Origin of the sequence: Rhodococcus sp. PAE-6, assembly GCF_025290685.1 — a bacterium.
In the GTDB taxonomy this organism is placed as follows: domain Bacteria; phylum Actinomycetota; class Actinomycetes; order Mycobacteriales; family Mycobacteriaceae; genus Rhodococcus; species Rhodococcus pyridinivorans.
This window is the reverse complement of record NZ_JAOCLZ010000002.1, coordinates 505578-526697: the sequence shown is the minus strand read 5'-3', so window position 1 is coordinate 526697 and position 21120 is coordinate 505578. Positions and strand designations below refer to the sequence as shown.

Below are 21120 nucleotides of genomic sequence, written 5' to 3'. Positions count from 1 at the left end.
CATGCGTTCCGTCGTCCGTGCTTGCCGGGGAATCACCGTCCTCGCGATGTGCCTGCTCATCGCGGCCTGCGGATCGAGTTCGGGTACACCGGACGTCCCCGCGCTGCCCGAGGAACCGGTTCCGGCAGGGGCGACGGCGTTCTCGGCGCGACCCGACATCGTCGATGCGCATCCGCTGACGATCCTGTCGTGGTCGCGAGTGAGCGACGACCGGATCGCCCTGCACTTCGAGACGGGCACCCCCGAGTGCTTCGGCGTCGACGCGACCGTCACCGAAACGGACGACACGGTGACGGTGACGCTCCTCGGCGGCACGCTGCCGGAGATGCAGGACCGCATGTGCATCATGGTCGCCGTCGTCGGCGCCCTCGAGGTCTCCTTGCAGTCGCCACTCGGCGACCGGGTCGTGACCGCCGGCGCCTGACATATGCCGCATCCTCCGCGTCACTGGCTGCTGTATCTGTGCTTGTCCACGGCCCTGTTGCACGCGGCATTCCAGTCGATCCGTGTCCTGGTCTCCTACCGGATCCTCGCGCTGGGCGGTGACGCGACGACCATCGGTGCCGTCACCGCGCTCTACGCCATCGTTCCGCTGATCGCGGCGGTGCGGATGGGACGTGTCGTGGACCGCGGGCACACGACCGCCATTCTGCGTTCGGGCATCGTCGTCACCACGGTCGGTGCCGGGTTGATCGCTCTCAGTTCGGGATTGTTCGTGCTCGCCGCCGGCAACGTCGTGCTCGGTCTCGGACAGTTGCTCGTCACGGTGTCGGGGCAGGCATTCGTGTCGATCCTGTCGCCGCCGGGGCAACTGGATCGCGGCTTCGCCGGTCTCACGCTGGGTGTGTCGGTCGGTCAGGCCGTCGGTGTGCCCGTCGCCGGCGTGATCGCCGCGACCACCGGCGACGGCAACGGCTCCGTCGAGACCACTGGGGCGTTGCTGGTCATGACGGTGTTTTCGCTGCTCTCCCTGCCGCTGGTGCTGGGGCTCCACGAGCCGCCCGGCTCCGGTCGCACCGCGGAGGACGGCGCGCCGCAGTCGATCCTGTCGATGCTCGCGACGAAGGGCATGAAGCCCGCAATGCTGTCGAGCCTGGTGGTCCTCGCCTCGGTCGACCTGGTCGTGGCCTACCTGCCGTTGCTCGGTGAGCAGTTCGGGTTCGGTGTGCTCCTGGTGTCGATCCTGCTCACCGCCCGCACCGTGACGTCGATCGTCTCGCGTGCTCTGCTGCCGTGGGCGTTGCGCCGGATTCCGCGCAGGTGGCTGCTCGTCTCCGCGACCGCCGGGACCATCGTGCCGGTCGCGCTGCTGCCGCTCGTGCCGAATCCCTGGGTCATCGGCGCGTTGCTCGCCGTGTGCGGAATGTTCTGGGGCGTCGGCCAACCCCTGACGATGACGTGGGTGGTCGAACTCGTCGCACCGGCCGACCGCGCGTCGGCGCTGGCGGTGCGATTGACCGGCAACCGTCTCGGGCAGGTCGCGGTGCCCATGGTGGCCGGCGCGATCGCCGGGGCCGCCGGTGTCGCGTCGATTTTCTGGGTGACCGCCGCCCTGCTGTCCGCCGCAGCGACGACCACGTGGCGGTCGGTGCGCCACTGAGTTCCCGGGGCGCCTCGCGCCGAGTTCCTACGACCGCCGACGGGCCCGCACGTAGTCGGCGACGACCGCCGCCCCGAGACCGTCGACATCGGGCGCGACCACTCGTCCCCCGACGCGACGCGCCAGCACGTCGACGACCCGCGCGAGCCCCGGATCGCTGCCGAGCCGGAAGATCGTGACCTGGGCGCCGAGCCGCGCGATGTGGTCGAGTTCGCGCACCGTCAGCCCCAGAGTGCGTGCGCTCGGCGGGTAGTCGAAGGCCGCGAAGCCGTCCGGTTCGAGGTGAGCGGTGGGTTCACCGTCGGTGACGACGAAGACCACCGGCTGCGCGTTGGGATGTCGACGCAGGTGACGACCCGCGAGCATCAGGGCGTGGTGCAGATTGGTGCCCTGCTCGTAGACGCCGTCGAGCCCGGCGAGTTCGGGCGCCGACACCACCCGGGCGTGCCGGCCGAACGCGATGAGCTGCAACGCATCCCCGCGGAAGCGCGTGGACACGAGATGGTTGAGCGCGAGGGCCGTGCGTTTCATCGGCACCCAGCGACCGTCCATGACCATCGAGAACGACGTGTCGACGAGCAGCGCGACCGCCGCCTGCGTCCGCTGCTCGGTCTCGATCACCTCGACGTCCTGCACCGACATCCGCACCGGCAGACCGGGACTGCGCAGGGTCGCGTTGGTGAGGGTCCGTACGACGTCCCACGGTTCGGTGTCGCCGAACTCCCATGCTTTCGACGCGCCGGTCGGTTCGCCGAGCACACCCACCCGCCGCGACTCGCGTTGCCCGGTGCGCGACGAGATGCGGTTGACGACGTCGCGCAGCGCCGCTTCGCCGAGCCGGCGCATGGCCTTGGGCGACAGTCGCCACTGCCCGTCGGCACCACGGTCGAAGAAGCCCTGTCGCTGCAGTTCTTTCTCGAGTTCGGCGAGGGTGCGTGCATCGGCCGCGGCCTCGGGTCCGAGATGACGGGCGAGCGCGTCGAGGTCGATGTCGTCGAGGGACGCCCCGGCGTACTGCTGCGACAGCTGCTCGGCGAGCTGGTCGAGTTCGGACAACTCCTGCAGCGCCGAGGTGGCCTCGCCGAGACCCATGCCCTGTTCGCCGCGCACCTGCTCGGAGCCGGTCCAGTCCTCGCCGGGACGCGCGGCCCGCAGGTGGCCGTCGAGACGGTCGAGCTGGCTCATCAGATCCGGGGATCCGAACGCCTGCTGTGCGAGAGCGTCGAGTTCGTCGCGCTGCTCGGGGGTGAGGGAGTTGCGCAGCCGCTGCGCCGCCGCGGCCCGCTGTGCGAGGGAGTCGAGCAGTTCCTCGACGTTCTGCGGGTTCTCCGGGAAGAACTCGCCGTGCTGGGCCATGAACTGCTCGAAGTCCTCCTCGGTGTCCTCACCGTGGGAGTGCTTGTCGAGCAGGTCGTTGAGGTCCTCGAGCATCTCCGAGATGCGTTGCCGGTCCTCGTCGGTGGCCCCCTCGAGCGCCTGCTTCATCCCGGAGAAGCGCTGGTCGAGCATCTCCCGGCCGAGCAGGTCGCGGATCTTCTCGTAATCCTGTCGGGCCTGCGCGCTGCGCCAGTCGTAGTCGGCGAGTTCCTGCACGGCCTGCGCCGTCGACGGCGGCAGTTCCTCGATCCGCATCTCGGCGAACCGCGCGTCGTCGTCGAGGGCCCTGGCCAGTTCTTTGCGTTCCTCGAGCACGGCGCGATCGAGAAGCTCGCGCACCTCCTGGAGGGTGCCGTCGAGGTTGGTGCGGTCGAGCAGCTGCCGTCGACGCCGATTCGCCTGCGCGGCAAGCTTGTCGAGACCCCGCATGCCGTCCTGCCCGCGGCGCAGCAACTCCCGCAGGGCGCGCTTGGGTGAGGCGCCGGCCATGACGTCGTCGCCGATCGCGGCGAGCGCGTCGCGCAGGTCCACCGGTGGGGCGAGCGGATCGCCCCCGGTATACGGACCGTAGCGGGCGGACCTGCTCATCGGGAGTACACCGCCGAGCCGTCGTCGCCGGTGTCCTTGGCGATGCGCCGTGCCAGATACAGACCTTCGAGGGCGAGTTCCACTGCCGCAGCGCGACTTCCGGTGTCGGTGGCACCGAGCCGTTCGGCGACGGCATCGAGCACAGGCAGTTCGGGGAGTTCGTCGAGCAGCACCTTCGCGGTGATCCGCTCACCGGTGACCACCGGCTCGCCCTGCTCGACGGCGGAGACGAGCGGCCCGAGATCGACGCCCGCGAGTCGCGAGCGGGCCGTTTCGGCCGTCGCGCGCCGGAGGAGATGATCGAGGATCTCGAATTCCCTTCCCTCCTCGCCGGATTCGAACTCGACCTTGCCTCGGAGCACCTCCACGACGGTGCCGAGATCGACGGGACGCGCGACCGGATCGTCCTCGCCGAGGACCGCACCGCGATGCAGGGCCGCGGCCGAGACGGTCTCGGCGCCGGCGACGGCGAACCGTGCAGAGACACCCGAACGCTGGTCGACGGACGTCGATTCGCGCAGCAGCCGGGTGAACCGTGCCAGGATCTCGAGCAGATAGTCGGGGACGCGGGCCTGCAGATGCGCCTCCTGCTCGATGACGGCGATCTCGTCCTCGAGTCGCGTCGGGTAGTGCGTGCGGATCTCCGCTCCGAAGCGGTCCTTGAGCGGAGTGATGATGCGGCCGCGATTCGTGTAGTCCTCGGGGTTCGCACTCGCCACGAGCAACACGTCGAGGGGCAGGCGCAACGTGTAACCGCGCACCTGGATGTCGCGTTCCTCCATGACGTTGAGCAGCGACACCTGGATGCGTTCGGCCAGGTCGGGCAGTTCGTTGACGGCGACGATGCCGCGGTGCGCGCGGGGCACGAGACCGAAGTGGATCGTCTCCGGATCACCGAGGCTGCGGCCCTCGGCGACCTTCACGGGGTCGACGTCGCCGACGAGGTCGGCAACCGAAGTGTCGGGCGTCGCGAGCTTCTCGGCGTACCGCTCGCTGCGGTGCCGCCACGCGACGGGCAGGTCGTCGCCGAGTTCGGCGGCCCGGCGGATCGACGCCGGGGTGATGGGCTCGTAGGGATGCTCGCCGAGCTCCGAACCGGCGATGACCGGGGTCCATTCGTCGAGCAGCAGCGGCAGGGTACGTAGCAGGCGGGTCTTGCCCTGACCGCGTTCGCCGAGCAGGACCACGTCGTGACCGGCGATGAGGGCGCGTTCGAGCTGCGGGACGACGGTGTCCTCGAAACCGAGGATGCCGGGCCACGGATCGGTACCGTCGCGCAGCGCAGCGAGCAGGTTGTGCCGGATCTCGTCCTTGACGGACCGTTGCACGTGGCCGGAGGCGCGGAGCTCGCCGACCGTGGAGGGGCGCGGTGTGGGTGACGTCACCTCACCCAAGGTACGACCGAACCGCCGTTTCGGCATCCGCGATCCCGCGACCGGTCCGCCTACACTCGCCGCATGGACACCTGGATCCTGGCGGCCCTGCTCGGGCTGGGGCTCGCGGCCGCCACCGGGCTGCGCACCTTCCTGCCGCTGCTGCTCCTGTCGGCCGCGGTCCACTTCGAACTCTTCGGGGTCGTCCTCAACGAATCGATGCAGTGGCTCGGGTCCACCTCGGCGCTCGTCGCCCTGACGATCGCCACCGCCGTGGAGGTCGTCGCCGACCTCGTGCCGCTCGTGGACAACGCACTGTCCGCCCTCGGCACGGTGACCCGGCCGGTCGCGGGTGCGCTTGCGGCGTGGGCGGCCTTCGCGAGTCTCGATCCCGCGATGGCGGCACTCGCGGGCATCGTCATCGGCGCCCCGACCGCCCTGGCGGTGAGCACGGCGCAGACGGGCACGCGGGTCGCGAGTACCGCGACCACCGCCGGTTTCGGCAACCCGGTGCTGTCGATCGTCGAGAGCGTCGCCTCGTTCGTCACGTCGCTGATCGCGCTGCTCGCTCCCCTGCTCGTCGTCCCGCTGCTGGCGCTGTTCGGATGGCTCGGCGTACGGGGCTACCGTCGGGTACGCCGGGCCCGTTCGTCACGCACGAAACCGACGCCACACCGCGGCGCCCTCGACACGGGCCGGTCCGGCGACTTCTGATAGACACATGACATGTCGGACACCGAGATCACCTTTTCCAGCGGCGACGTGACCCTGCACGGCAGCCTGCGGGTACCCGTCTCCATGAGGGGTCCGGTGCCCGCCGTGCTGCTGCTCGCCGGCAGCGGTCCCACCGACCGCAACGGCGACAGCGCACTGCTCCCCGGATCGATCGGCACCCTGCGGCATCTCGCCGACGTGCTCGAACGCAAGGGATTCGCGAGTCTGCGCTACGACAAGCTCGGCAGCGGTGTGACCGCGCTCGGCCCGTACAGCGTCGAGGACGTCGCCGATCTCGGTTTCTCGACATTCATCGACGGCGCCGCCGACGCGCTCGCCTTCCTCGGTTCGCAGCGCGGGGTCGACCCGAAGCGGCTCTACGTCGTCGGGCACAGCGAGGGCGCGCTGATCGCGCTGTCGCTCGCCCAGGACAACGACTCGATCGCCGGACTCGGCCTGCTCGAACCGCTCGCCGTGCGCCTGCTCGACCTGCTGACCGCCCAGATCGACGCACAGCTCGACGCCGTCGTCGCCGCGGGACAACTTCCCGTCCAGATCGCCGACGAACTGCGGGTCGCGCTCACCGGCGCGGTCGAGTCGCTCCGCGCCGACGGCACCCTCAGCGACACTCTCCCCGAGCCGCTGCGCAACGCCGGGCTCGTCCCCACCAACGCGAAGGCACTCGCCGAGGAGGACGCGCTCGATCCGCGGATGCTCGCCGCACAGGTCGCCGGCGACCTGCCGGTGCTCACCGCGGTCTCGTCCAAGGACATCCAGGTGCGGGTCGAGGACGTCGACGCGCTCGACGCGGCACTCGTCCACACCCGTCTGACGTCGCTGCGCATGACGCACACCAACCACGTGCTCAAGGACATCGGCGACCAGCAGTCGACGGGCGCCGACTACGTCGCCGACCTGCCCTTCTCCGACGAGTTCACGTCCGGTTTCGAGGCGTGGCTCGACAAGCTGAGGGGCTGATCGGCCCACCTCCACGCACGGACGACGCGGAAATAACAAATGTCCATTCCGCGTTGTTCGTGTATGGTCATCCGTTAACCAACTGGTTCACATGAGAAAGGTACGGTCCGATGCGATACAAGCACATGTACGTAGCCGGTTGTTCCGTACCGTTTTCTCACTTCTTCTTCCACTTCGCGGCGGAGCGATCCCGAGAATAGAAGTCACACGACGACTCGTTCTCGGGCACTCGGGGCACATACGCCCCGGGTGCCCTTTCTCTATCCCCGACCGCGACCCGTACAAGATCACCTCGACAGGAGAAACACCATGAAACTGAGAATCGAATCCGGCGGCACCGTGTCGACCGAACTGCCCGACGACCTCACCGGTCACGCCATCACCATCGACCTGAGCCGGGTCGGCGGTACCGAGAGCGGCGCCGCCTCCGCGGATCTCATCCGCGAGCTGCTCGACCGCGGCGCTGCCAAGCTCGTCATCTCCGAGGGGCGCGGCAAGCGCACCGTCGAACCCACCGCACACGACAACGGCACCCACGCGCACGCCGCCTGAGCGACGATGCGCGTGGGTGCCGCGCGTGTGTGTTCGTGACTAGTGCGCGAAGTGCCGCGCGCCGGTGAGGTACAGCGTCACGCCGGCCTCGCGAGCGGCCTCGATGACCTCGTTGTCGCGCACCGAGCCACCCGGCTGCACGATCGCCTTCACGCCGGCCTCGGTCAGCACCTGCAGACCGTCGGCGAACGGGAAGAAGGCATCCGACGCGGCCACCGACCCGGCGACACGATCACCCGCACGGGTGACGGCGAGTCGCGCCGAGTCGACGCGGTTGACCTGACCCATGCCGACACCGACGGTCGCGCCGCCCGAGGCCAGCAGGATCGCGTTGGACTTCACTGCACGGCATGCGCGCCAGGCGAATTCGAGATCGCGCAGCGTGGCCTCGTCGGCTGCCTCGCCGCACGCGAGCTGCCAGTTGGTGGTGGAGTCGCCGTCCGCGGTGAGCACGTCGCGCTCCTGCAGGAGCAGCCCGCCGGAGATCTGACGGATCTCGACCGGAGCCGACTTCGGCGAATCGGCGCGCAGGATGCGGATGTTCTTCTTGCGGGAGAGCACGTCGACAGCCCCGTCGGCGTACGACGGGGCGATGATCACCTCGGTGAAGATCTCGGCGACCTGCTCCGCCATCTCGACGCTCACCTCACGGTTGGCGGCGATGACGCCACCGAAGGCCGAGACCGGATCGCACTCGTGCGCGTTGCGGTGCGCGGTGGCGATGTCGTCGGCGATCGCGATGCCACACGGATTGGCGTGCTTGATGATCGCGACGCACGGCTCGCTGTGGTCGTGCGCGGCGCGCCAGGCGGCGTCGGCGTCCTGGTAGTTGTTGTAGGACATCTCCTTGCCGTGGAACTGCTCGGCCTGCGCGAGCCCCGGCTCACCGGCCTCGTTCACGTACAGGGCCGCGGCCTGGTGCGGGTTCTCGCCGTAGCGAAGGACATTCGCGCGGGTCCAGGTAGCGCCGGTCCACGCCGGGAACTGCGACTCGTCGCCCTCGGGCGCCGCGTAACCGCTGTTCATCCAGCTCGCCACCGCGACGTCGTAGGCGGCGGTGTGCTGGAACGCCTGCGCGGCAAGACGCTTTCGCTGCTCGAGGGTGAAACCGCCACCCTCGACGGCGGCGAGCACGTCACCGTAGGCGGCCGGGTCGACGACGACCGCGACCGACGGGTGGTTCTTCGCCGCGGCACGCACCATCGACGGGCCACCGATGTCGATCTGCTCGACGCACTCGTCGGGGCTCGCACCCGAGGCGACCGTCTGCGTGAACGGGTAGAGGTTCACGACGACGAGTTCGAACGCCTCGATGCCCAGATCGGCGATCTGATCGAGGTGGTCCTGCTTGCGGGTGTCGGCGAGGATGCCGGCGTGCACGCGCGGGTGCAGGGTCTTCACCCGGCCCTCGAGGCACTCGGGGAAGCCGGTCAGTTCCTCGACCTTCGTCACCGGCACGCCTGCGTCGGCGATGGTCTTGGCCGTGGAGCCGGTCGAGACCAGCTCGACACCTGCCGCGTGGAGCCCTGTCGCCAGCTCCACCAGCCCGCTCTTGTCGTACACGCTGACCAGCGCGCGGCGCACAGTCTTACGTTCGGTCACCGGGGATCACGGCCTTTCGTCCATCGGAAACAACTCCACGGGTGGCGACGGCGGCGACCATCTCGGCCAGCAGCCGCCGCTCCACAACCTTGATGCGCTCGTGCAGGGTGTCCTCGTCGTCGTCGTCGAGCACCTGCACGGCTTCCTGCGCGAGGATCGGTCCGGTGTCGACTCCCCCGTCGACGAGATGCACCGTCGAACCGGTGACCTTGACGCCGTAGGCCAGGGCGTCGGCGACGGCGTGCGCGCCGGGGAACGACGGCAGCAGCGCGGGATGAGTGTTGATGATGCGGCCGGCGAACCGTTCCAGGAACGCCGAACCCAGGATCTTCATGAAGCCTGCGGACACCACGAGGTCGGGTTCGTGGGCGGCGACCGCGTCGGTCAGCGCGCGGTCCCACGCGGTACGGTCCTCGAAGTCGCGCAACGCGACGCGGAACGAGGGGATCCCCTCGTCGGCGGCGTGCCCTTCGGCGGGGCATTCGCGGTCGACACCGACAGCGACGACTGTCGCGGGATATCCGTCGGTCCGGGTGGCGTCGAGCAGCGAACGCAAGAGGCTGCCCGTGCCCGAAGCGAGGACGACGAGCCTCGCCGGCGCGGTGGGCGGCAGCTGGTCACGCGAGGCAGTCAGGGTCCACTCCTGTGAAGTCGAGGCGGGTCGGCCGATCGACCGGCCGTAGGAGAGCCTAGTCGGCGCCCTTCTCGGCCTCGTTCGCGACCTCCTTGTCGGGCTCGTCGTCGTCCTCGGCGTCATCCTCGGCGACGACCTCGACCACCTCGGCGTCGATGACGTCGTCGGCGTCCGCATCCTCTTCGAGGCTCTCCGCGTCGTCCTCGGCAGCCTCGTCCTCGTCGACTGCGGCGGCTTCGTCCTCGTCGACTTCTGCCACCTCGCGCTCGGCGGCGGTGGTGTCCTCTGCCACAGGAGCTTCGAGTGCCGAGGTCTCGCTCTCGGCCGCCTCGAGTTCTCCGTCGGCTCCTGCATCAGCGGCGTTGTCGGCCTCGGCCGCGTCCGCCGCATCCTCCGAGGTCTCCTCGTCCACCTCCGTGTCGGCGCGCAGTGCCACCGCGGCCAATCGTCCTTCGCGCCACACGAGCAGCTGCGCCGTGATGATGCCGAGCAGGCCCGACCAGGCGAAGACGAGGATGCCGGCGAGCCACCAGTTGGCGCCGACCGTGCCGAAGACGCCGAGCGGGCCGCCCGCGACCCAGGTCGCCAGCGCCGTGACGAGTCCGGCGCCCGCTGCGGCAGCGAGCACCGTCCATGAAGCGTCGGCGCTGCCCACCGGGGCACCGTCGGCCTTCGCCTGCAGGGTTCGCTGCGCGGCGAAACGTCCGAGCAGCGCACCGACCGTCGCCGGAACGGCCAGCAGCACCGGCCAGAACGCTGCGGCCGGACCCGAGGGGACCGCCGCGAGCACCGGCAGCGCCGGGAGGTCACCGCCCGTCGCCTCGAACAGGCTCAGGTGGATGTCGCCGAAGTGCACGGTGCTGCCCGCCAGAACGGCCGCGGCACCGATGATGACGTTGGGCAGGTACAGGATCGACATCACCGTCAGCCCCAGCACGCCGGTCCAGTGATCCCCGCGCGCGAGCAGTTCACCGACGACGTTCCACGACCACAACAGTCCGGCGACGACCGCCACCCCACCGAGGGCGAACATCCCCAGCAGCACCCGCAGTGCCGGACGGAAGGCGAGCACGAGCCAATCGGGAGCCGAGTAGTAGCGCACCAGCGGCTTCCACACACGGGAGCCGATACCGATGAGAGCCGCGACCAGGTAGATGCCGGTGACCCACGCGAGCGCGGCAGCTGCATTCGGAGGCGTCACCGGCAGCACGCTCGCCGCATCCTGCAACACGATCAGCGACGCCGCGGTCACCAGTAGCGGGCCGGCGAGGACGGCGACGGTGATGCGCGAGACATCCTGACGGTCGAGGGCGTACCCACTGTTCTCGACGAGCGCGTCGGCCGCGGACGCGCACCCGCGCGCCGCCTGCCACACCAGGACCGCGGTGGGCAGCAGCGGCAGCACACCGAGCGACGTGCCGTCGATCGTGAGCGTCACCTGGTGCAGTGCGAGCCACGTGCCGGCGATCGCGGCGTAGATGCCGGTGAGGTCGCTGTTGGCGACGACCATCGTCGTCACCACGATGGTGGCCACGACGGCGAGCGTCACCGCCGGAACGCGGGCGGCGGTGCCGAGCAGGATGCGAAACCGCTCCGGGTCCAGGCTGTCGTCGTCGGTTGGAACGTGCCGGGTGGACCGGCCGAGCGTCGAAGTCATCGGTTCGAGAGTGTCACCGACACGGCGATCGTGGTGTCAGGCGCGCCGATCACCGCTGGTCGTCCGGTGCGCGGAAGGCCTGCGTGGCGTCCTGGTCGCCGGTCGCAGTGGTCCCGGTCTCCTCGCGACGTTCCGTGCCCGTCGTGTCGTCATCGGACACTGTGCCGTCCGCCCGGGTGGCTGTGCCCTCCGCCCGGGTGGCTGTGCCGTCCGCCCGGGTGTCGGTGTGGTCCGTCGAGTCCTGAGCGCCGTGCGGTTCCTGGACCGGGTACTGCTGGGTCGGCTGCGCACCCGTGTACTGCTGGCCGGCGCCGTACTGCTGGGCACCGGAATACTGTGCTCCCCCGCCGTACTGCTGAGCGCCCGGGAACTGCTGAGCGCCCGGGAACTGCTGGGAACCGGGGAACTGCTGGGCTCCGCTGTACTGCTGCCCGCCGTACTGCTGGGCGCCCGGATACTGCTGGGACCCGCCGTACTGCTGCGACCCCGAATACTGCTGCGCGCCGGAGTACTCCCCCGACGTCTGCTGTCCGGGATACGCCTGGTGTCCGGGATGCGGCGCACCGAACTGGGACTGCCCGCCGACGGCTCCCTGCTGCGAGCCGTAGGGCTGGCCGTATCCCTGCGGGCCGTAACCCTGCGGCGAACCGGAGCCCTGGGGCTCACCGGTTCCCGCACCGGGCCCGAATCCCTGGTACTGCCCGGCGCTCTGCGGCGACCCGAAGGAACTCCGCTCACCCGACCGGCCGGACACGAGGATGCCGAGGCCGAACAGCAATGCGACGAGCGCCAGCGCGAACTGCAGGAAACCGAGGACGAGGATCGTCACGCCGCCCCACGCGATCCCGGTGTCCTCGGGCAGATGGAAGAGCTGGAACAGGGATGTCACGAAACCGACGCCCGACGCCGCGACGGCCACCGCACGCAGGTCCTGGCCGGGGAGCAGCGACAGTGCCGCGCTCACACCGCCGAAGAGCAGGAAGGCCAGCGGCACGACGGCGAAGCCGAAATCGAAGGACGTGAGCGCCACCTGCGAGCCGAAGGTGATGTTCACGAAGGGCGTGAGGCCGAGGAGGAAGTTCACTGCACCGAGCACGGCCACCGCGAGTGGCAGCAACAACGGCACCACCTTGCTCTGGGCGGATGCGCCTGCGGGGAATGTCATCGATTCTCCTGCCGTCGATCGGTGTGTGTCGGTCACTCGTCCTGCAGTCAACAGCCTAGGGACTACCCGAGAGAATGGGGTCCATGCCGCACACTCTCGCCCCGGGCCCCGACGTCGTGGTCGAGACGGAGGTGAAGCACTCGCGTTTCCTCGCCGCGGTTCGTCGTGTCGACACGGCCGACGCCGCGCTCGCCTTCGTCGACGAACAACGCCGACTGTATCCCGATGCCCGACATCACTGCTGGGCATTCGTGGTGGGTGACGACCCGTCGGCGCGTGCCGAGCGGTCGAGCGACGACGGGGAGCCGGGCGGCACGGCCGGCATCCCGATGCTGCAGGTCCTGCACCACCGGGATCTGGTGAACGTCGCGGTGGTGGTGACCCGATGGTTCGGAGGGATCAAGCTCGGCGCGGGCGGGCTGGTGCGCGCGTACTCGGGTGCGGTCGCGACGGCCTTGGACGAGGCGCCCATCGTCGAGCGCAGGCAGCAGGAGAAGTTCACCCTCGCGATCGATCACGGCGAAGCGGGTCGCGTGGAGGCGGAACTGCGCGGGCGCGGGGTCGCGGTGCTCGACGTGGCCTATGCGGACCGGGTGGTCCTCACCGTCGCGGGGCGCGAGCGGAGCGAACTGGAGGGCTGGGTGGCGTCACTGACGTCCGGGGCGGGCGAACTCGAACCCGCGGGAGTCGACTGGATCGACTCCTGAAACGGCGCGTGCGCGCCTTCCGATGGCGGAACGCCACCGGAAGGCGCGCACGGAAGGCGACGCTGTTTCAGAGCGACTGCAGGATCTCGCGAGCGAGCGCAGCGGTCTCGGACGGCGTCTTGCCGACCTTCACGCCGGCCGCCTCGAGAGCGTCCTTCTTGGCCTGAGCGGTGCCCGAGGAGCCCGAGACGATGGCGCCGGCGTGGCCCATGGTCTTGCCCTCGGGAGCGGTGAAGCCTGCGACGTAGCCGACGACGGGCTTGGTCACGTTGGCCTTGATGTAATCGGCCGCGCGCTCCTCGGCGTCGCCGCCGATCTCGCCGATCATGACGATGACCTTGGTCTCCGGGTCCTTCTCGAACGCCTCGATGGCGTCGATGTGGGTGGTGCCGATGACCGGGTCGCCGCCGATGCCGATGGCGGTCGAGAAGCCGTACTCACGCAGCTCGAACATCATCTGGTAGGTCAGGGTGCCCGACTTCGAGACGAGGCCGACCGGACCCTTGCCGGCGATGTTCGCCGGGGTGATGCCGACGAGCGCCTCACCCGGGGTGATGATGCCGGGGCAGTTGGGGCCGATGATGCGGGTCTTGTTGCCCTTCTGGACGTTGTACGCCCAAGCGTAGGCGGAGTCCTGCACCGGGATGCCCTCGGTGATGACCACGAGCAGCGGGATCTCCGCGTCGATGGCCTCGACGATGGCGTCCTTCGAGAAGGCCGGGGGAACGAACGCGATCGAGACGTCGGCGCCGGTCTCCTTCATGGCCTCGGCGACGGAGCCGAAGACGGGGAGCTCGACCGGGTTGCCGTCCTTGTCGGTGTGCGAGACCGTCGTGCCGGCCTTGCGGGCGTTCACGCCGCCGACGACCTGGGTGCCGGCCTTGAGCATGAGCGCGGTGTGCTTGGTGCCCTCGCCGCCGGTGATGCCCTGGACGATGACCTTGGAATCCTTGGTAAGGAAGATTGCCATTGTTCTGTGTGTCCCTTTACTTCGCTGCGAAGGCGAGTTCGGCCGCCTTGTCGGCAGCCTCGTCCATGGTGGCGACGACCGTGACCAGCGGGTGGTTGGCCTCGGCGAGGATGCGGCGACCCTCGTCGACGTTGTTACCGTCGAGGCGGACGACCAGCGGCTTGTTGGCCTCGTCGCCGAGGATCTCGAGGGCCTTGACGATGCCGTTCGCAACGGCGTCGCACGCGGTGATGCCACCGAAGACGTTGACGAACACGCTCTTGACCTGAGCGTCGTTCAGGATGACGTCGAGACCGGCAGCCATGACGGCCGCGGAGGCGCCGCCACCGATATCGAGGAAGTTGGCGGGCTTGACGCCGCCGTGCTTCTCGCCTGCGTAGGCGACGACGTCGAGGGTCGACATGACCAGGCCGGCGCCGTTACCGATGATTCCGACCTCGCCGTCGAGCTTGACGTAGTTGAGGTCGTTCTCCTTGGCCTTGAGCTCGAGGGGATCCGTGGCGTCCTTGTCCTCGAACTCGGCGTGGCCGGGCTGACGGAAGTCGGCGTTCGCATCCAGGGTGACCTTGCCGTCGAGGGCGAGGATCTGGTCGTCCGGGGTACGGACGAGGGGGTTGACCTCCACGAGAAGAGCGTCTTCCTTGACGAAGACCTCCCACAGCTTCTGGATGGTCACGGCTGCGGCGTCGAGGACCTCGGCGGGCAGGTGGCCCTTCTCGGCAATCTCGCGCGCGAACGCGAGGTCGACACCCTTGACGGCGTCGACGGGGACCTTGGCGAGGCGCTCCGGCTTGGTGGCGGCGACCTCTTCGATCTCCATGCCGCCCTCGACCGAGCACATGGCCAGGTAGGTGCGGTTGGTGCGGTCGAGCAGGAAGGAGATGTAGTACTCCTCCGCGATGTCGCTGGCCTCGGCGACCAGGAGCTTCTTGACGATGTGACCCTTGATGTCGAGCCCGAGGATGTTCTCGGCGTGGGTCTGCGCGTCGTCTGCGGTGGCGGCGTACTTCACGCCACCGGCCTTGCCGCGGCCGCCGACCTTGACCTGGGCCTTGACCATGACCGGCTTGCCGATTTCCTCCGCGATCTCGCGGGCACCGGCGACAGTGTCGGTAACACGGCCGGCCGACGTCGGCACGTCATGCTTGGCGAAGAGTTCCTTCGCCTGATATTCGAAGAGATCCATCTGCTCACCGTCTCGTCTGCGTTCACGCCCGCTCCGGGGTATCGAGCGGGTCGTTTCGGACTCTAGTTTCTCGGCCGGGCCGCGGATCACGCGCGGCAGTCCCATGTGGCACAGGTCACGCGCGCGTAGGTCCGGGAACGACTTCGCAGTTCCCCTCCCGGGACGTGGCGGGCGCCACGTTCGAGCGGAGCACTCGGTTCAGAATGACAGGTACCCACTCGCTCCCCGACACCGGATCCCACGCTGCCGCGATGCAACAGGCTCGTGACGTGTCGGAAAACAGTGTTTGGAACTCCGGCCGCTGGGGCATGTCCCAATTTGCCCCGGTTTGCACTGTGATGCCACTCACATAACGTCCGCCGGACGAACTACGGCTTGCCACCCCCGCGATCACTTCGTTACCGTCGCCTGGTCGAAGTAACGATGAGGTCACGAACGGAGGATGGCGATGCGCTCTGGTAACCCGAGTGCCGAGAGCCGAACCCGCCGTCCCGAATCGGCACCCGAAGACTGGAATGCCTGGGAAGCCGCCACGATGGACTTCCGTAACACCGGCCCCGGTTCCGAGCCCACCTACTACTCCGACTCCTTCGGCCACGCCGTCCGCGACGACCGCTTCGCGCAGGATCGTCGCGACGAGAGCACCGACGTCACCGCTCCCGCATCCCGCGGTGGAGCCCATCGACTTCCCACTCCCCCCACTGCCCTCAAGGGCCGCGCCGCAGTCTTCGCGGTCGCCGCAGGCGCCGTGGTCGCCGCGGGCCAGGCCGCAGCCAATGGTGGTCCGGGACAGAACACCGAGCACTCCGAGGTCGCTCTCGCCGCCGGCGAAGCCGATTCCTCGATCATCACGGCCACCGCAGTGCCGCAGGCCGCGCAGTTCGCGCCGAGCGCCGACGCCGAGCCGTCGCAGGCCCCGCAGGTGCTCAACATCGCCGACCCGAACGACCTGTCGCAGTTCTCGAATCTCCTGGCCAAGGGCCAGCGATTCAGCGAGGAACGCGCTGCGCGCGAGGCCGCGGCCCGTCGCCCGCTGTTCGTCCTCCCCGCCGCGGGGTCGTTCACCTCGAACTTCGGCGCACGCTGGGGCACCCTCCACGCCGGCGTCGACATCGCAGGCCCCATCGGCACCCCGATCCTCGCGGTCGCCGACGGTGAGGTCATCGATTCCGGCCCGGCTTCCGGCTTCGGCATGTGGGTCCGCCTCCTCCACGCCGACGGCACCATCACCGTGTACGGGCACATCGACCAGTCCCTGGTGACCGTGGGTCAACACGTCATGGCCGGCGACCAGATCGCCACCATGGGCAACCGCGGCTTCTCCACCGGCCCGCACCTGCACTTCGAGGTGCACCTCAACGGCGTCGACAAGATCGATCCCGTCCCGTGGCTCGCCACCCGGGGTATCGCCCTCGGCATCCAGCGCGACTGACCGACCTCGCCGCCGTACGTTCGGCGTGCGTCCCGTTCCGCCCTCTTTCCCGCTTCGGTGCGGACCCGTTCTTTCGTGCGAATCCGCGCCTGACACAGGCTTTCAGGGCATCACAGTTTGATCATCGGCACACCGCCGACGAGCATCAACCGCACCTTGCCGGCACTGCCGAAGTCGATCACGACGGTGGCCGTGGGGCCCGAGCCCCGAGTTTCGAGAACCGTTCCGAGACCGTACTTGTCGTGGCTGACGCGGTCGCCGACGTCGAGCACCAAGTGGTTGTTGCGTCCGCGCGCCGCACCGAAACTCGGTGTTCCCGAGGATCCGCGCCGCTCGCCCGCACCGAACCGTGAACCGGTGCCCGAGCCGATCGCCTGACCACGGGCGGGCGTGGGCTCGAGGCGTCGCCAGTCGATGAGGTGCTGCGGAATCTCTTGCAGGAAACGAGATTCCGGATTGGTGAGCGGCTGCCCCCAGGACGAACGCAGTACGGCCCGCGTGAGGTAGAGACGACGCCGGGCGCGCGTGATGCCGACATACGCGAGTCGCCGTTCCTCGGACAGCTCGGCCGGATCGCCGAGGGCACGCATGTGCGGGAACTGGCCGTCCTCCCAACCGGTGACGAACACAACCGGGAACTCGAGGCCCTTCGCGGTGTGCAACGTCATCAGCGTGACCACACCGGCCTCGTTCTCCGGGATCTGGTCGGCGTCGGCGACGAGCGAGACCTTCTCGAGGAACGCCGCGAGCGATCCCGGTTCGGGATCCCCCTCTTCACGTTCGTCGTCGACAATCCCGGCCGCGTTACGGACGTCGGCACTGAATTCCCTTGCCACGCTGACGAGTTCGTGGAGGTTGTCGAGACGGGCGCCGTCCTGCGGGTCGTCGCTCGCCGACAACTCGGCGCTGTATCCGGTGCGATCGAGGATCGCCTCGACGACGTCGCCGATGTCCACCATGTCGTTGCCGTCGGCGTCGCTCGCGACGAGCATCGCCCGCAGGCCGTCCATCATCTCGACGAAACCGGCGATCGCCTTCTGCGCCCGCGTGTTCAGCAGCGCGACCTTGCCGGCCGCGGCGTCGGCGAGGGCCTGCCCGAAGCTCACACCGAGCCGCTCGGCGTGCACCGCCACGCACGCCTCGGCACGATCGCCGATACCGCGGCGAGGGGTGTTGAGGATGCGGCGCAGGCTCACCGTGTCGTCGGGGTTGTCGAGCACCTTCAGGTACGCAACGACGTCGCGCACCTCCTTGCGCTCGTAGAACCGCACACCGCCGACGACCTTGTAGGGCACACCGTGCCGGATGAAGACGTCCTCGAACGCGCGGGAGGCATTGTTGGTGCGGTAGAACACCGCGATGTCGGAGTAGGTGGTGTCGCCGCCGTCGACGAGCCGGTCGATCTCGGCGGCGACGAACCGCGCCTCGTCGTGCTCGTTGTCGGCGACGTAGCCGGTGATGAGTTCGCCCTCACCCGAATCGGTCCACAGCCGCTTCTCGCGGCGACCCGTGTTCTTGGAGATGACGGAATTGGCTGCCGACAAGATGTTCTGGGTGGAGCGGTAATTCTGTTCGAGCAGGATCGTGCGCGCCTGCGGATAGTCGCGCTCGAACTCCTCGATGTTGCGGATCGTGGCGCCGCGGAAGGCGTAGATCGACTGGTCGGCGTCGCCCACCACGCACAGTTCGCTCGGGGGGACGGCGGATTCCTCCTCCGGATCGCCCACGAGGGTGCGCACCAGCACGTACTGCGCGTGGTTGGTGTCCTGGTACTCGTCGACCAGGACGTGACGGAACCGGCGCCGGTAGTACTCGGCGACCTGCGGATGAGCCTGCAGCAGCGCCACCGTCTCGCCGATGAGGTCGTCGAAGTCGAAGGCGTTCGCCGTGCGCAGGCGCTGCTGGTAGTGCGCGTAGACCCGAGCGACGACGCGGGTGAGTTCGGTGGCCGCCGAATCGGTCTCCGCCTCGTGGGCGGCTTCTTCCGGCCCGATCAGTTCGTTCTTCAGGTTCGAGATCTGTGTGGACAGCAGCCGGGCGGAGTACTTCTTGCTGTCGAGTTCGAGATCCTTCGCGATCATCGTGAGCAGACGACGGGAATCGTCGGCGTCGTAGATCGTGAAATTCGAATTCATGCCCTGCAGCAGACCCGCCTGCGCGCGCAGGATCCGGACGCAGCTCGAGTGGAAGGTCGAGACCCACATCGCATTCGCGCGCGGCCCCACCAGAGCCGCCACCCGCTCGCGCATCTCGGCGGCGGCCTTGTTGGTGAACGTGATGGCGAGCACCTGACCAGGGACGACGCCGCGCTCGGCCAGCAGATAGGCGATGCGACGCGTGAGCACCGCAGTCTTGCCGGAGCCCGCGCCCGCGACGATCAGCAGCGGGGCTCCTTCGTGCGTGACCGCTTCCCGCTGCTGCGGATTGAGCCCTTCGAGAAGAGCATCGGATCCGGGGCGGGAGTTTGCGAGCGCGACGGGAGTGTTCATCGTTTCACCAAACTACCGGACCGTTCGGACAACGGATCCGGACCGCACAGTCGATCAAGCCGAGTGGCAGGGCCTACATGGTGAGTGGCAAACTGGAGACCATGTCTTCTGTCCTTTGCAGGCTCGGATCGAGTTCCGGTTGTCGCTGTCGATTCCCGACTGCCGGCCCGACCCGATACCGGTAACAGCCGCTCCCATACGGGCGATCCTTCAGAGCAGATGCGAGGAGACGACATGAGCACGCACATCGATTCTTCCCTTTCCGGCGAGCCGGACCAGGCGAACGCCGGAACACCGGCCGCGACCGACGACACCGCAGTGCCCACCGAGGCCGAGATCGAGGAGCTCCGCAAGGAGATCGATCGTCTCGACGCCGAGATCCTGGCCGCGGTCAAGCGCCGCACCGAGGTCTCCCGCATGATCGGGCGTACCCGCATGGCGTCCGGCGGTACCCGTCTCGTGCACAGCCGCGAGATGAAGGTCCTCGAGCGGTTCAGCGAGTTGGGCCAGGAAGGCCACACCCTGGCGATGCTGCTGCTCCGCCTCGGGCGTGGCCGCCTGGGCCACTGACGGCGAGGCCGTCCGCGTCACTGACGGCGAGGTCGTCCCGGCCATCGCCGAGTTCCCTACTGCAGGGCGATGTACTTGGTTTCGAGGAATTCCTCGATGCCTTCGGTACCGCCCTCGCGTCCCAGCCCGGAATCCTTGATTCCGCCGAAGGGGGCCGCGACATCCGAGACGACACCGCGGTTCACACCGACGATGCCCGTTTCGAGCGCATGCGACACGCGCAGGGCCCGGTCGAGGTCGCGCGTGAAGATGTAGGCAGCGAGCCCGTAGCGGGTGTCGTTCGCCGCCGCGAGGGCTTCCTCCTCGGTGTCGAAGCCGGTGACGGCCGCGACCGGCCCGAAGACCTCTTCCTGCAGGATGCGGGCCTGCTTCGGCACGTCGTCGAGCACGGTGGCCGGGTAGAACCATCCCGGTCCGTCCGCGGGTTCACCGCCCAGGCGCACCGAGGCACCCGCCGACACCGCGTCCTGCACGAGTTCGATCACGGTCTTCTTCTGGTTCTCGTTGACCAGGGGGCCCAGCGTCGCGTCGGGGTCCGTTCCCGGCCCGAGCTTGTACGACGCCATGCGTTCGGTGAGCTTGGCGACGAAGGCGTCGCGCACCGAGTTGTGGACGTGGAAGCGGTTCGCGGCCGTGCAGGCCTCTCCCCCGTTGCGCAGCTTGGCTGCCACCGCGCCCTCGACCGCGGCGTCGAGGTCGGCGTCCTCGAAGACGACGAACGGCGCGTTGCCTCCGAGCTCGAGCGAGGTGCGCAGCAGCGAACGACCGGCCTTCTCGGCGAGCATGCGCCCGACCTCGGTGGAGCCGGTGAAGGTGAGCTTGCGCAGCCGGGGATCCTCGAGGAGCGGCCCGGTGACCTCACCGGCATGTGAGGACGGGAGCACCGACAGGACACCCTTGGGTAGTCCTGCCTCGTCGAAGAGCTGCGCGAGCAGCTGGATCGTGAGGGGCGTCTCGGACGCGGGCTTGACGATGATCGTGCATCCCGCCGCGAGGGCGGGACCGATCTTGCGGGTTCCCATCGCGAGCGGGAAGTTCCACGGTGTGATGGCCAGGCAGGGACCGACGGGTTGTTTCGTCACGAGAACGCGACCGGTGCCGGCAGGGGCGGGCGTGTAGCGACCGGCGATGCGGACCGCCTCCTCGGAGAACCATCGCAGAAATTCGGCGCCGTAGGTCACCTCCGATCGGCTCTCCGGTAGTGCCTTACCCATCTCGAGTGTCATGAGCAGCGCGAAGTCGTCGGCGCGTTCGGTGATCTTCCGCCACACCGTCCGCAACAGTTCGGCGCGTTCTCGCGGCGGGGTCGCAGCCCATTCCGGACCGGCTGCGACGGCCGCGTCGAGGGCCCGCAAGGCATCACCGGGCGCGGCATCGGCGACACGGGTGAGTTCGTCGCCGGTCGCGGGATCGTGGACTCCGAAGGTGGCTCCGTTCTCGGCCGCCACCCACTCACCGCCGAGGAACAGGTCGGTGGGGACGGACCGAATCAGTTCTGCAGCATCCATATGCCCCATCATGCGCGT

The 21120-nt window shown here is 68.8% G+C and carries 18 protein-coding genes; 8 read left to right on the top strand and 10 right to left on the bottom strand.

Features of this window, described 5'->3' with window-relative positions:
- The first annotated feature begins 1 nt into the window (after position 1).
- Both NVV99_RS07075 and NVV99_RS07070 read left to right on the top strand, forming a co-directional pair.
- On the top strand, positions 2-424 hold the full coding sequence (locus NVV99_RS07075; protein ID WP_019288797.1) for a hypothetical protein: 423 nt from the start codon (positions 2-4) through the stop codon (positions 422-424).
- 3 nt (positions 425-427) lie between these two features.
- The gene (locus tag NVV99_RS07070) at positions 428-1600 is read left to right on the top strand and encodes an MFS transporter (protein ID WP_024103177.1); all 1173 of its coding nucleotides are present in this window, start codon (positions 428-430) and stop codon (positions 1598-1600) included.
- A 27-nt stretch (positions 1601-1627) separates the two neighbouring features.
- Here NVV99_RS07070 and NVV99_RS07065 read toward each other — a convergent pair whose 3' ends face one another.
- Together NVV99_RS07065 and NVV99_RS07060 are read right to left on the bottom strand one after the other, a co-directional pair.
- Positions 1628-3565 (bottom strand): VWA domain-containing protein, encoded by a 1938-nt coding sequence (locus NVV99_RS07065; protein ID WP_024103176.1) that lies wholly within the window; start codon positions 3563-3565, stop codon positions 1628-1630.
- A complete protein-coding gene (locus NVV99_RS07060) occupies positions 3562-4950 on the bottom strand; it encodes an ATP-binding protein (protein ID WP_024103175.1) in 1389 nt (462 codons plus the stop codon). The genes NVV99_RS07065 and NVV99_RS07060 overlap by 4 nt, the downstream gene beginning before the upstream one ends.
- A gap of 72 nt (positions 4951-5022) precedes the next feature.
- Here NVV99_RS07060 and NVV99_RS07055 point away from each other — a divergent pair, with 72 nt between their 5' ends.
- The 3 genes from NVV99_RS07055 to NVV99_RS07045 all read left to right on the top strand — a co-directional run bounded on the left by NVV99_RS07055 (position 5023) and on the right by NVV99_RS07045 (position 7182).
- Positions 5023-5652: a DUF4126 domain-containing protein gene (locus NVV99_RS07055; protein WP_006553770.1), complete on the top strand. Its 630-nt coding sequence runs from the start codon at positions 5023-5025 to the stop codon at positions 5650-5652.
- Between the two features lie 12 nt (positions 5653-5664).
- A complete protein-coding gene (locus tag NVV99_RS07050) occupies positions 5665-6630 on the top strand; it encodes an alpha/beta hydrolase (protein WP_260782776.1) in 966 nt (321 codons plus the stop codon).
- Positions 6631-6939: 309 nt separating this feature from the next.
- Positions 6940-7182 (top strand): hypothetical protein, encoded by a 243-nt coding sequence (locus NVV99_RS07045; RefSeq protein WP_006553768.1) that lies wholly within the window; start codon positions 6940-6942, stop codon positions 7180-7182.
- Between the two features lie 39 nt (positions 7183-7221).
- Here the strand turns inward: NVV99_RS07045 and purH are convergent, their stop codons facing one another.
- From purH to NVV99_RS07025, 4 genes are read right to left on the bottom strand one after another with little or no spacing between them, the layout of a single operon-like run.
- On the bottom strand, positions 7222-8784 hold the full coding sequence (gene purH, locus NVV99_RS07040; RefSeq protein WP_094980888.1) for a bifunctional phosphoribosylaminoimidazolecarboxamide formyltransferase/IMP cyclohydrolase: 1563 nt from the start codon (positions 8782-8784) through the stop codon (positions 7222-7224).
- Complete coding sequence (purN, locus tag NVV99_RS07035; RefSeq protein ID WP_024103172.1) at positions 8771-9418, bottom strand: phosphoribosylglycinamide formyltransferase; 648 nt, start codon at positions 9416-9418, stop codon at positions 8771-8773. The genes purH and purN overlap by 14 nt, the downstream gene beginning before the upstream one ends.
- 55 nt (positions 9419-9473) lie before the next feature.
- Positions 9474-11075: a DUF6350 family protein gene (locus NVV99_RS07030; RefSeq protein WP_260782775.1), complete on the bottom strand. Its 1602-nt coding sequence runs from the start codon at positions 11073-11075 to the stop codon at positions 9474-9476.
- A 49-nt stretch (positions 11076-11124) separates the two neighbouring features.
- Positions 11125-12240 (bottom strand): DUF5336 domain-containing protein, encoded by a 1116-nt coding sequence (locus NVV99_RS07025; protein ID WP_024103170.1) that lies wholly within the window; start codon positions 12238-12240, stop codon positions 11125-11127.
- Between the two features lie 83 nt (positions 12241-12323).
- Here NVV99_RS07025 and NVV99_RS07020 point away from each other — a divergent pair, with 83 nt between their 5' ends.
- The gene (locus tag NVV99_RS07020; protein WP_024103169.1) at positions 12324-12947 is read left to right on the top strand and encodes a YigZ family protein; all 624 of its coding nucleotides are present in this window, start codon (positions 12324-12326) and stop codon (positions 12945-12947) included.
- 67 nt (positions 12948-13014) lie between these two features.
- Here the strand turns inward: NVV99_RS07020 and sucD are convergent, their stop codons facing one another.
- A complete protein-coding gene (sucD, locus tag NVV99_RS07015) occupies positions 13015-13917 on the bottom strand; it encodes a succinate--CoA ligase subunit alpha (protein ID WP_006553762.1) in 903 nt (300 codons plus the stop codon).
- A gap of 16 nt (positions 13918-13933) precedes the next feature.
- On the bottom strand, positions 13934-15103 hold the full coding sequence (gene sucC / locus NVV99_RS07010; RefSeq protein WP_006553761.1) for an ADP-forming succinate--CoA ligase subunit beta: 1170 nt from the start codon (positions 15101-15103) through the stop codon (positions 13934-13936).
- Between the two features lie 448 nt (positions 15104-15551).
- On the opposite strand from sucC, the gene NVV99_RS07005 reads away from it, so the two are divergent.
- Positions 15552-16535 (top strand): M23 family metallopeptidase, encoded by a 984-nt coding sequence (locus tag NVV99_RS07005; RefSeq protein WP_071936318.1) that lies wholly within the window; start codon positions 15552-15554, stop codon positions 16533-16535.
- Between the two features lie 110 nt (positions 16536-16645).
- Here the strand turns inward: NVV99_RS07005 and pcrA are convergent, their stop codons facing one another.
- Positions 16646-19024, bottom strand: a complete 2379-nt coding sequence (gene pcrA / locus NVV99_RS07000) for a DNA helicase PcrA (RefSeq protein ID WP_024103168.1) — start codon at positions 19022-19024, stop codon at positions 16646-16648.
- Positions 19025-19258: 234 nt separating this feature from the next.
- Between pcrA and NVV99_RS06995 the strand changes: the two genes are divergently transcribed.
- Positions 19259-19594, top strand: a complete 336-nt coding sequence (locus NVV99_RS06995; protein ID WP_006553758.1) for a chorismate mutase — start codon at positions 19259-19261, stop codon at positions 19592-19594.
- Between the two features lie 56 nt (positions 19595-19650).
- On the opposite strand, the gene NVV99_RS06990 is transcribed toward NVV99_RS06995, so the two are convergent.
- On the bottom strand, positions 19651-21102 hold the full coding sequence (locus tag NVV99_RS06990) for an NAD-dependent succinate-semialdehyde dehydrogenase (protein WP_006553757.1): 1452 nt from the start codon (positions 21100-21102) through the stop codon (positions 19651-19653).
- Between the last annotated feature and the right edge of the window lie 18 nt (positions 21103-21120).

Excerpts from the sequence above, each read along its gene's own strand:
- NVV99_RS07075 (WP_019288797.1), top strand. The coding sequence starts at position 2 with ATGCGTTCCGTCGTCCGTGCTTGCCGGGGAATCACCGTCCTCGCGATG.
- NVV99_RS07070 (WP_024103177.1), top strand. The coding sequence starts at position 428 with ATGCCGCATCCTCCGCGTCACTGGCTGCTGTATCTGTGCTTGTCCACG.
- NVV99_RS07065 (WP_024103176.1), bottom strand. The coding sequence starts at position 3,565 with ATGAGCAGGTCCGCCCGCTACGGTCCGTATACCGGGGGCGATCCGCTC.
- NVV99_RS07055 (WP_006553770.1), top strand. The coding sequence starts at position 5,023 with ATGGACACCTGGATCCTGGCGGCCCTGCTCGGGCTGGGGCTCGCGGCC.
- NVV99_RS07050 (WP_260782776.1), top strand. The coding sequence starts at position 5,665 with ATGTCGGACACCGAGATCACCTTTTCCAGCGGCGACGTGACCCTGCAC.
- NVV99_RS07045 (WP_006553768.1), top strand. The coding sequence starts at position 6,940 with ATGAAACTGAGAATCGAATCCGGCGGCACCGTGTCGACCGAACTGCCC.
- NVV99_RS07030 (WP_260782775.1), bottom strand. The coding sequence starts at position 11,075 with ATGACTTCGACGCTCGGCCGGTCCACCCGGCACGTTCCAACCGACGAC.
- NVV99_RS07025 (WP_024103170.1), bottom strand. The coding sequence starts at position 12,240 with ATGACATTCCCCGCAGGCGCATCCGCCCAGAGCAAGGTGGTGCCGTTG.
- NVV99_RS07020 (WP_024103169.1), top strand. The coding sequence starts at position 12,324 with ATGCCGCACACTCTCGCCCCGGGCCCCGACGTCGTGGTCGAGACGGAG.
- sucD (WP_006553762.1), bottom strand. The coding sequence starts at position 13,917 with ATGGCAATCTTCCTTACCAAGGATTCCAAGGTCATCGTCCAGGGCATC.
- sucC (WP_006553761.1), bottom strand. The coding sequence starts at position 15,103 with ATGGATCTCTTCGAATATCAGGCGAAGGAACTCTTCGCCAAGCATGAC.
- NVV99_RS07005 (WP_071936318.1), top strand. The coding sequence starts at position 15,552 with ATGCGCTCTGGTAACCCGAGTGCCGAGAGCCGAACCCGCCGTCCCGAA.
- pcrA (WP_024103168.1), bottom strand. The coding sequence starts at position 19,024 with ATGAACACTCCCGTCGCGCTCGCAAACTCCCGCCCCGGATCCGATGCT.
- NVV99_RS06995 (WP_006553758.1), top strand. The coding sequence starts at position 19,259 with ATGAGCACGCACATCGATTCTTCCCTTTCCGGCGAGCCGGACCAGGCG.
- NVV99_RS06990 (WP_006553757.1), bottom strand. The coding sequence starts at position 21,102 with ATGGATGCTGCAGAACTGATTCGGTCCGTCCCCACCGACCTGTTCCTC.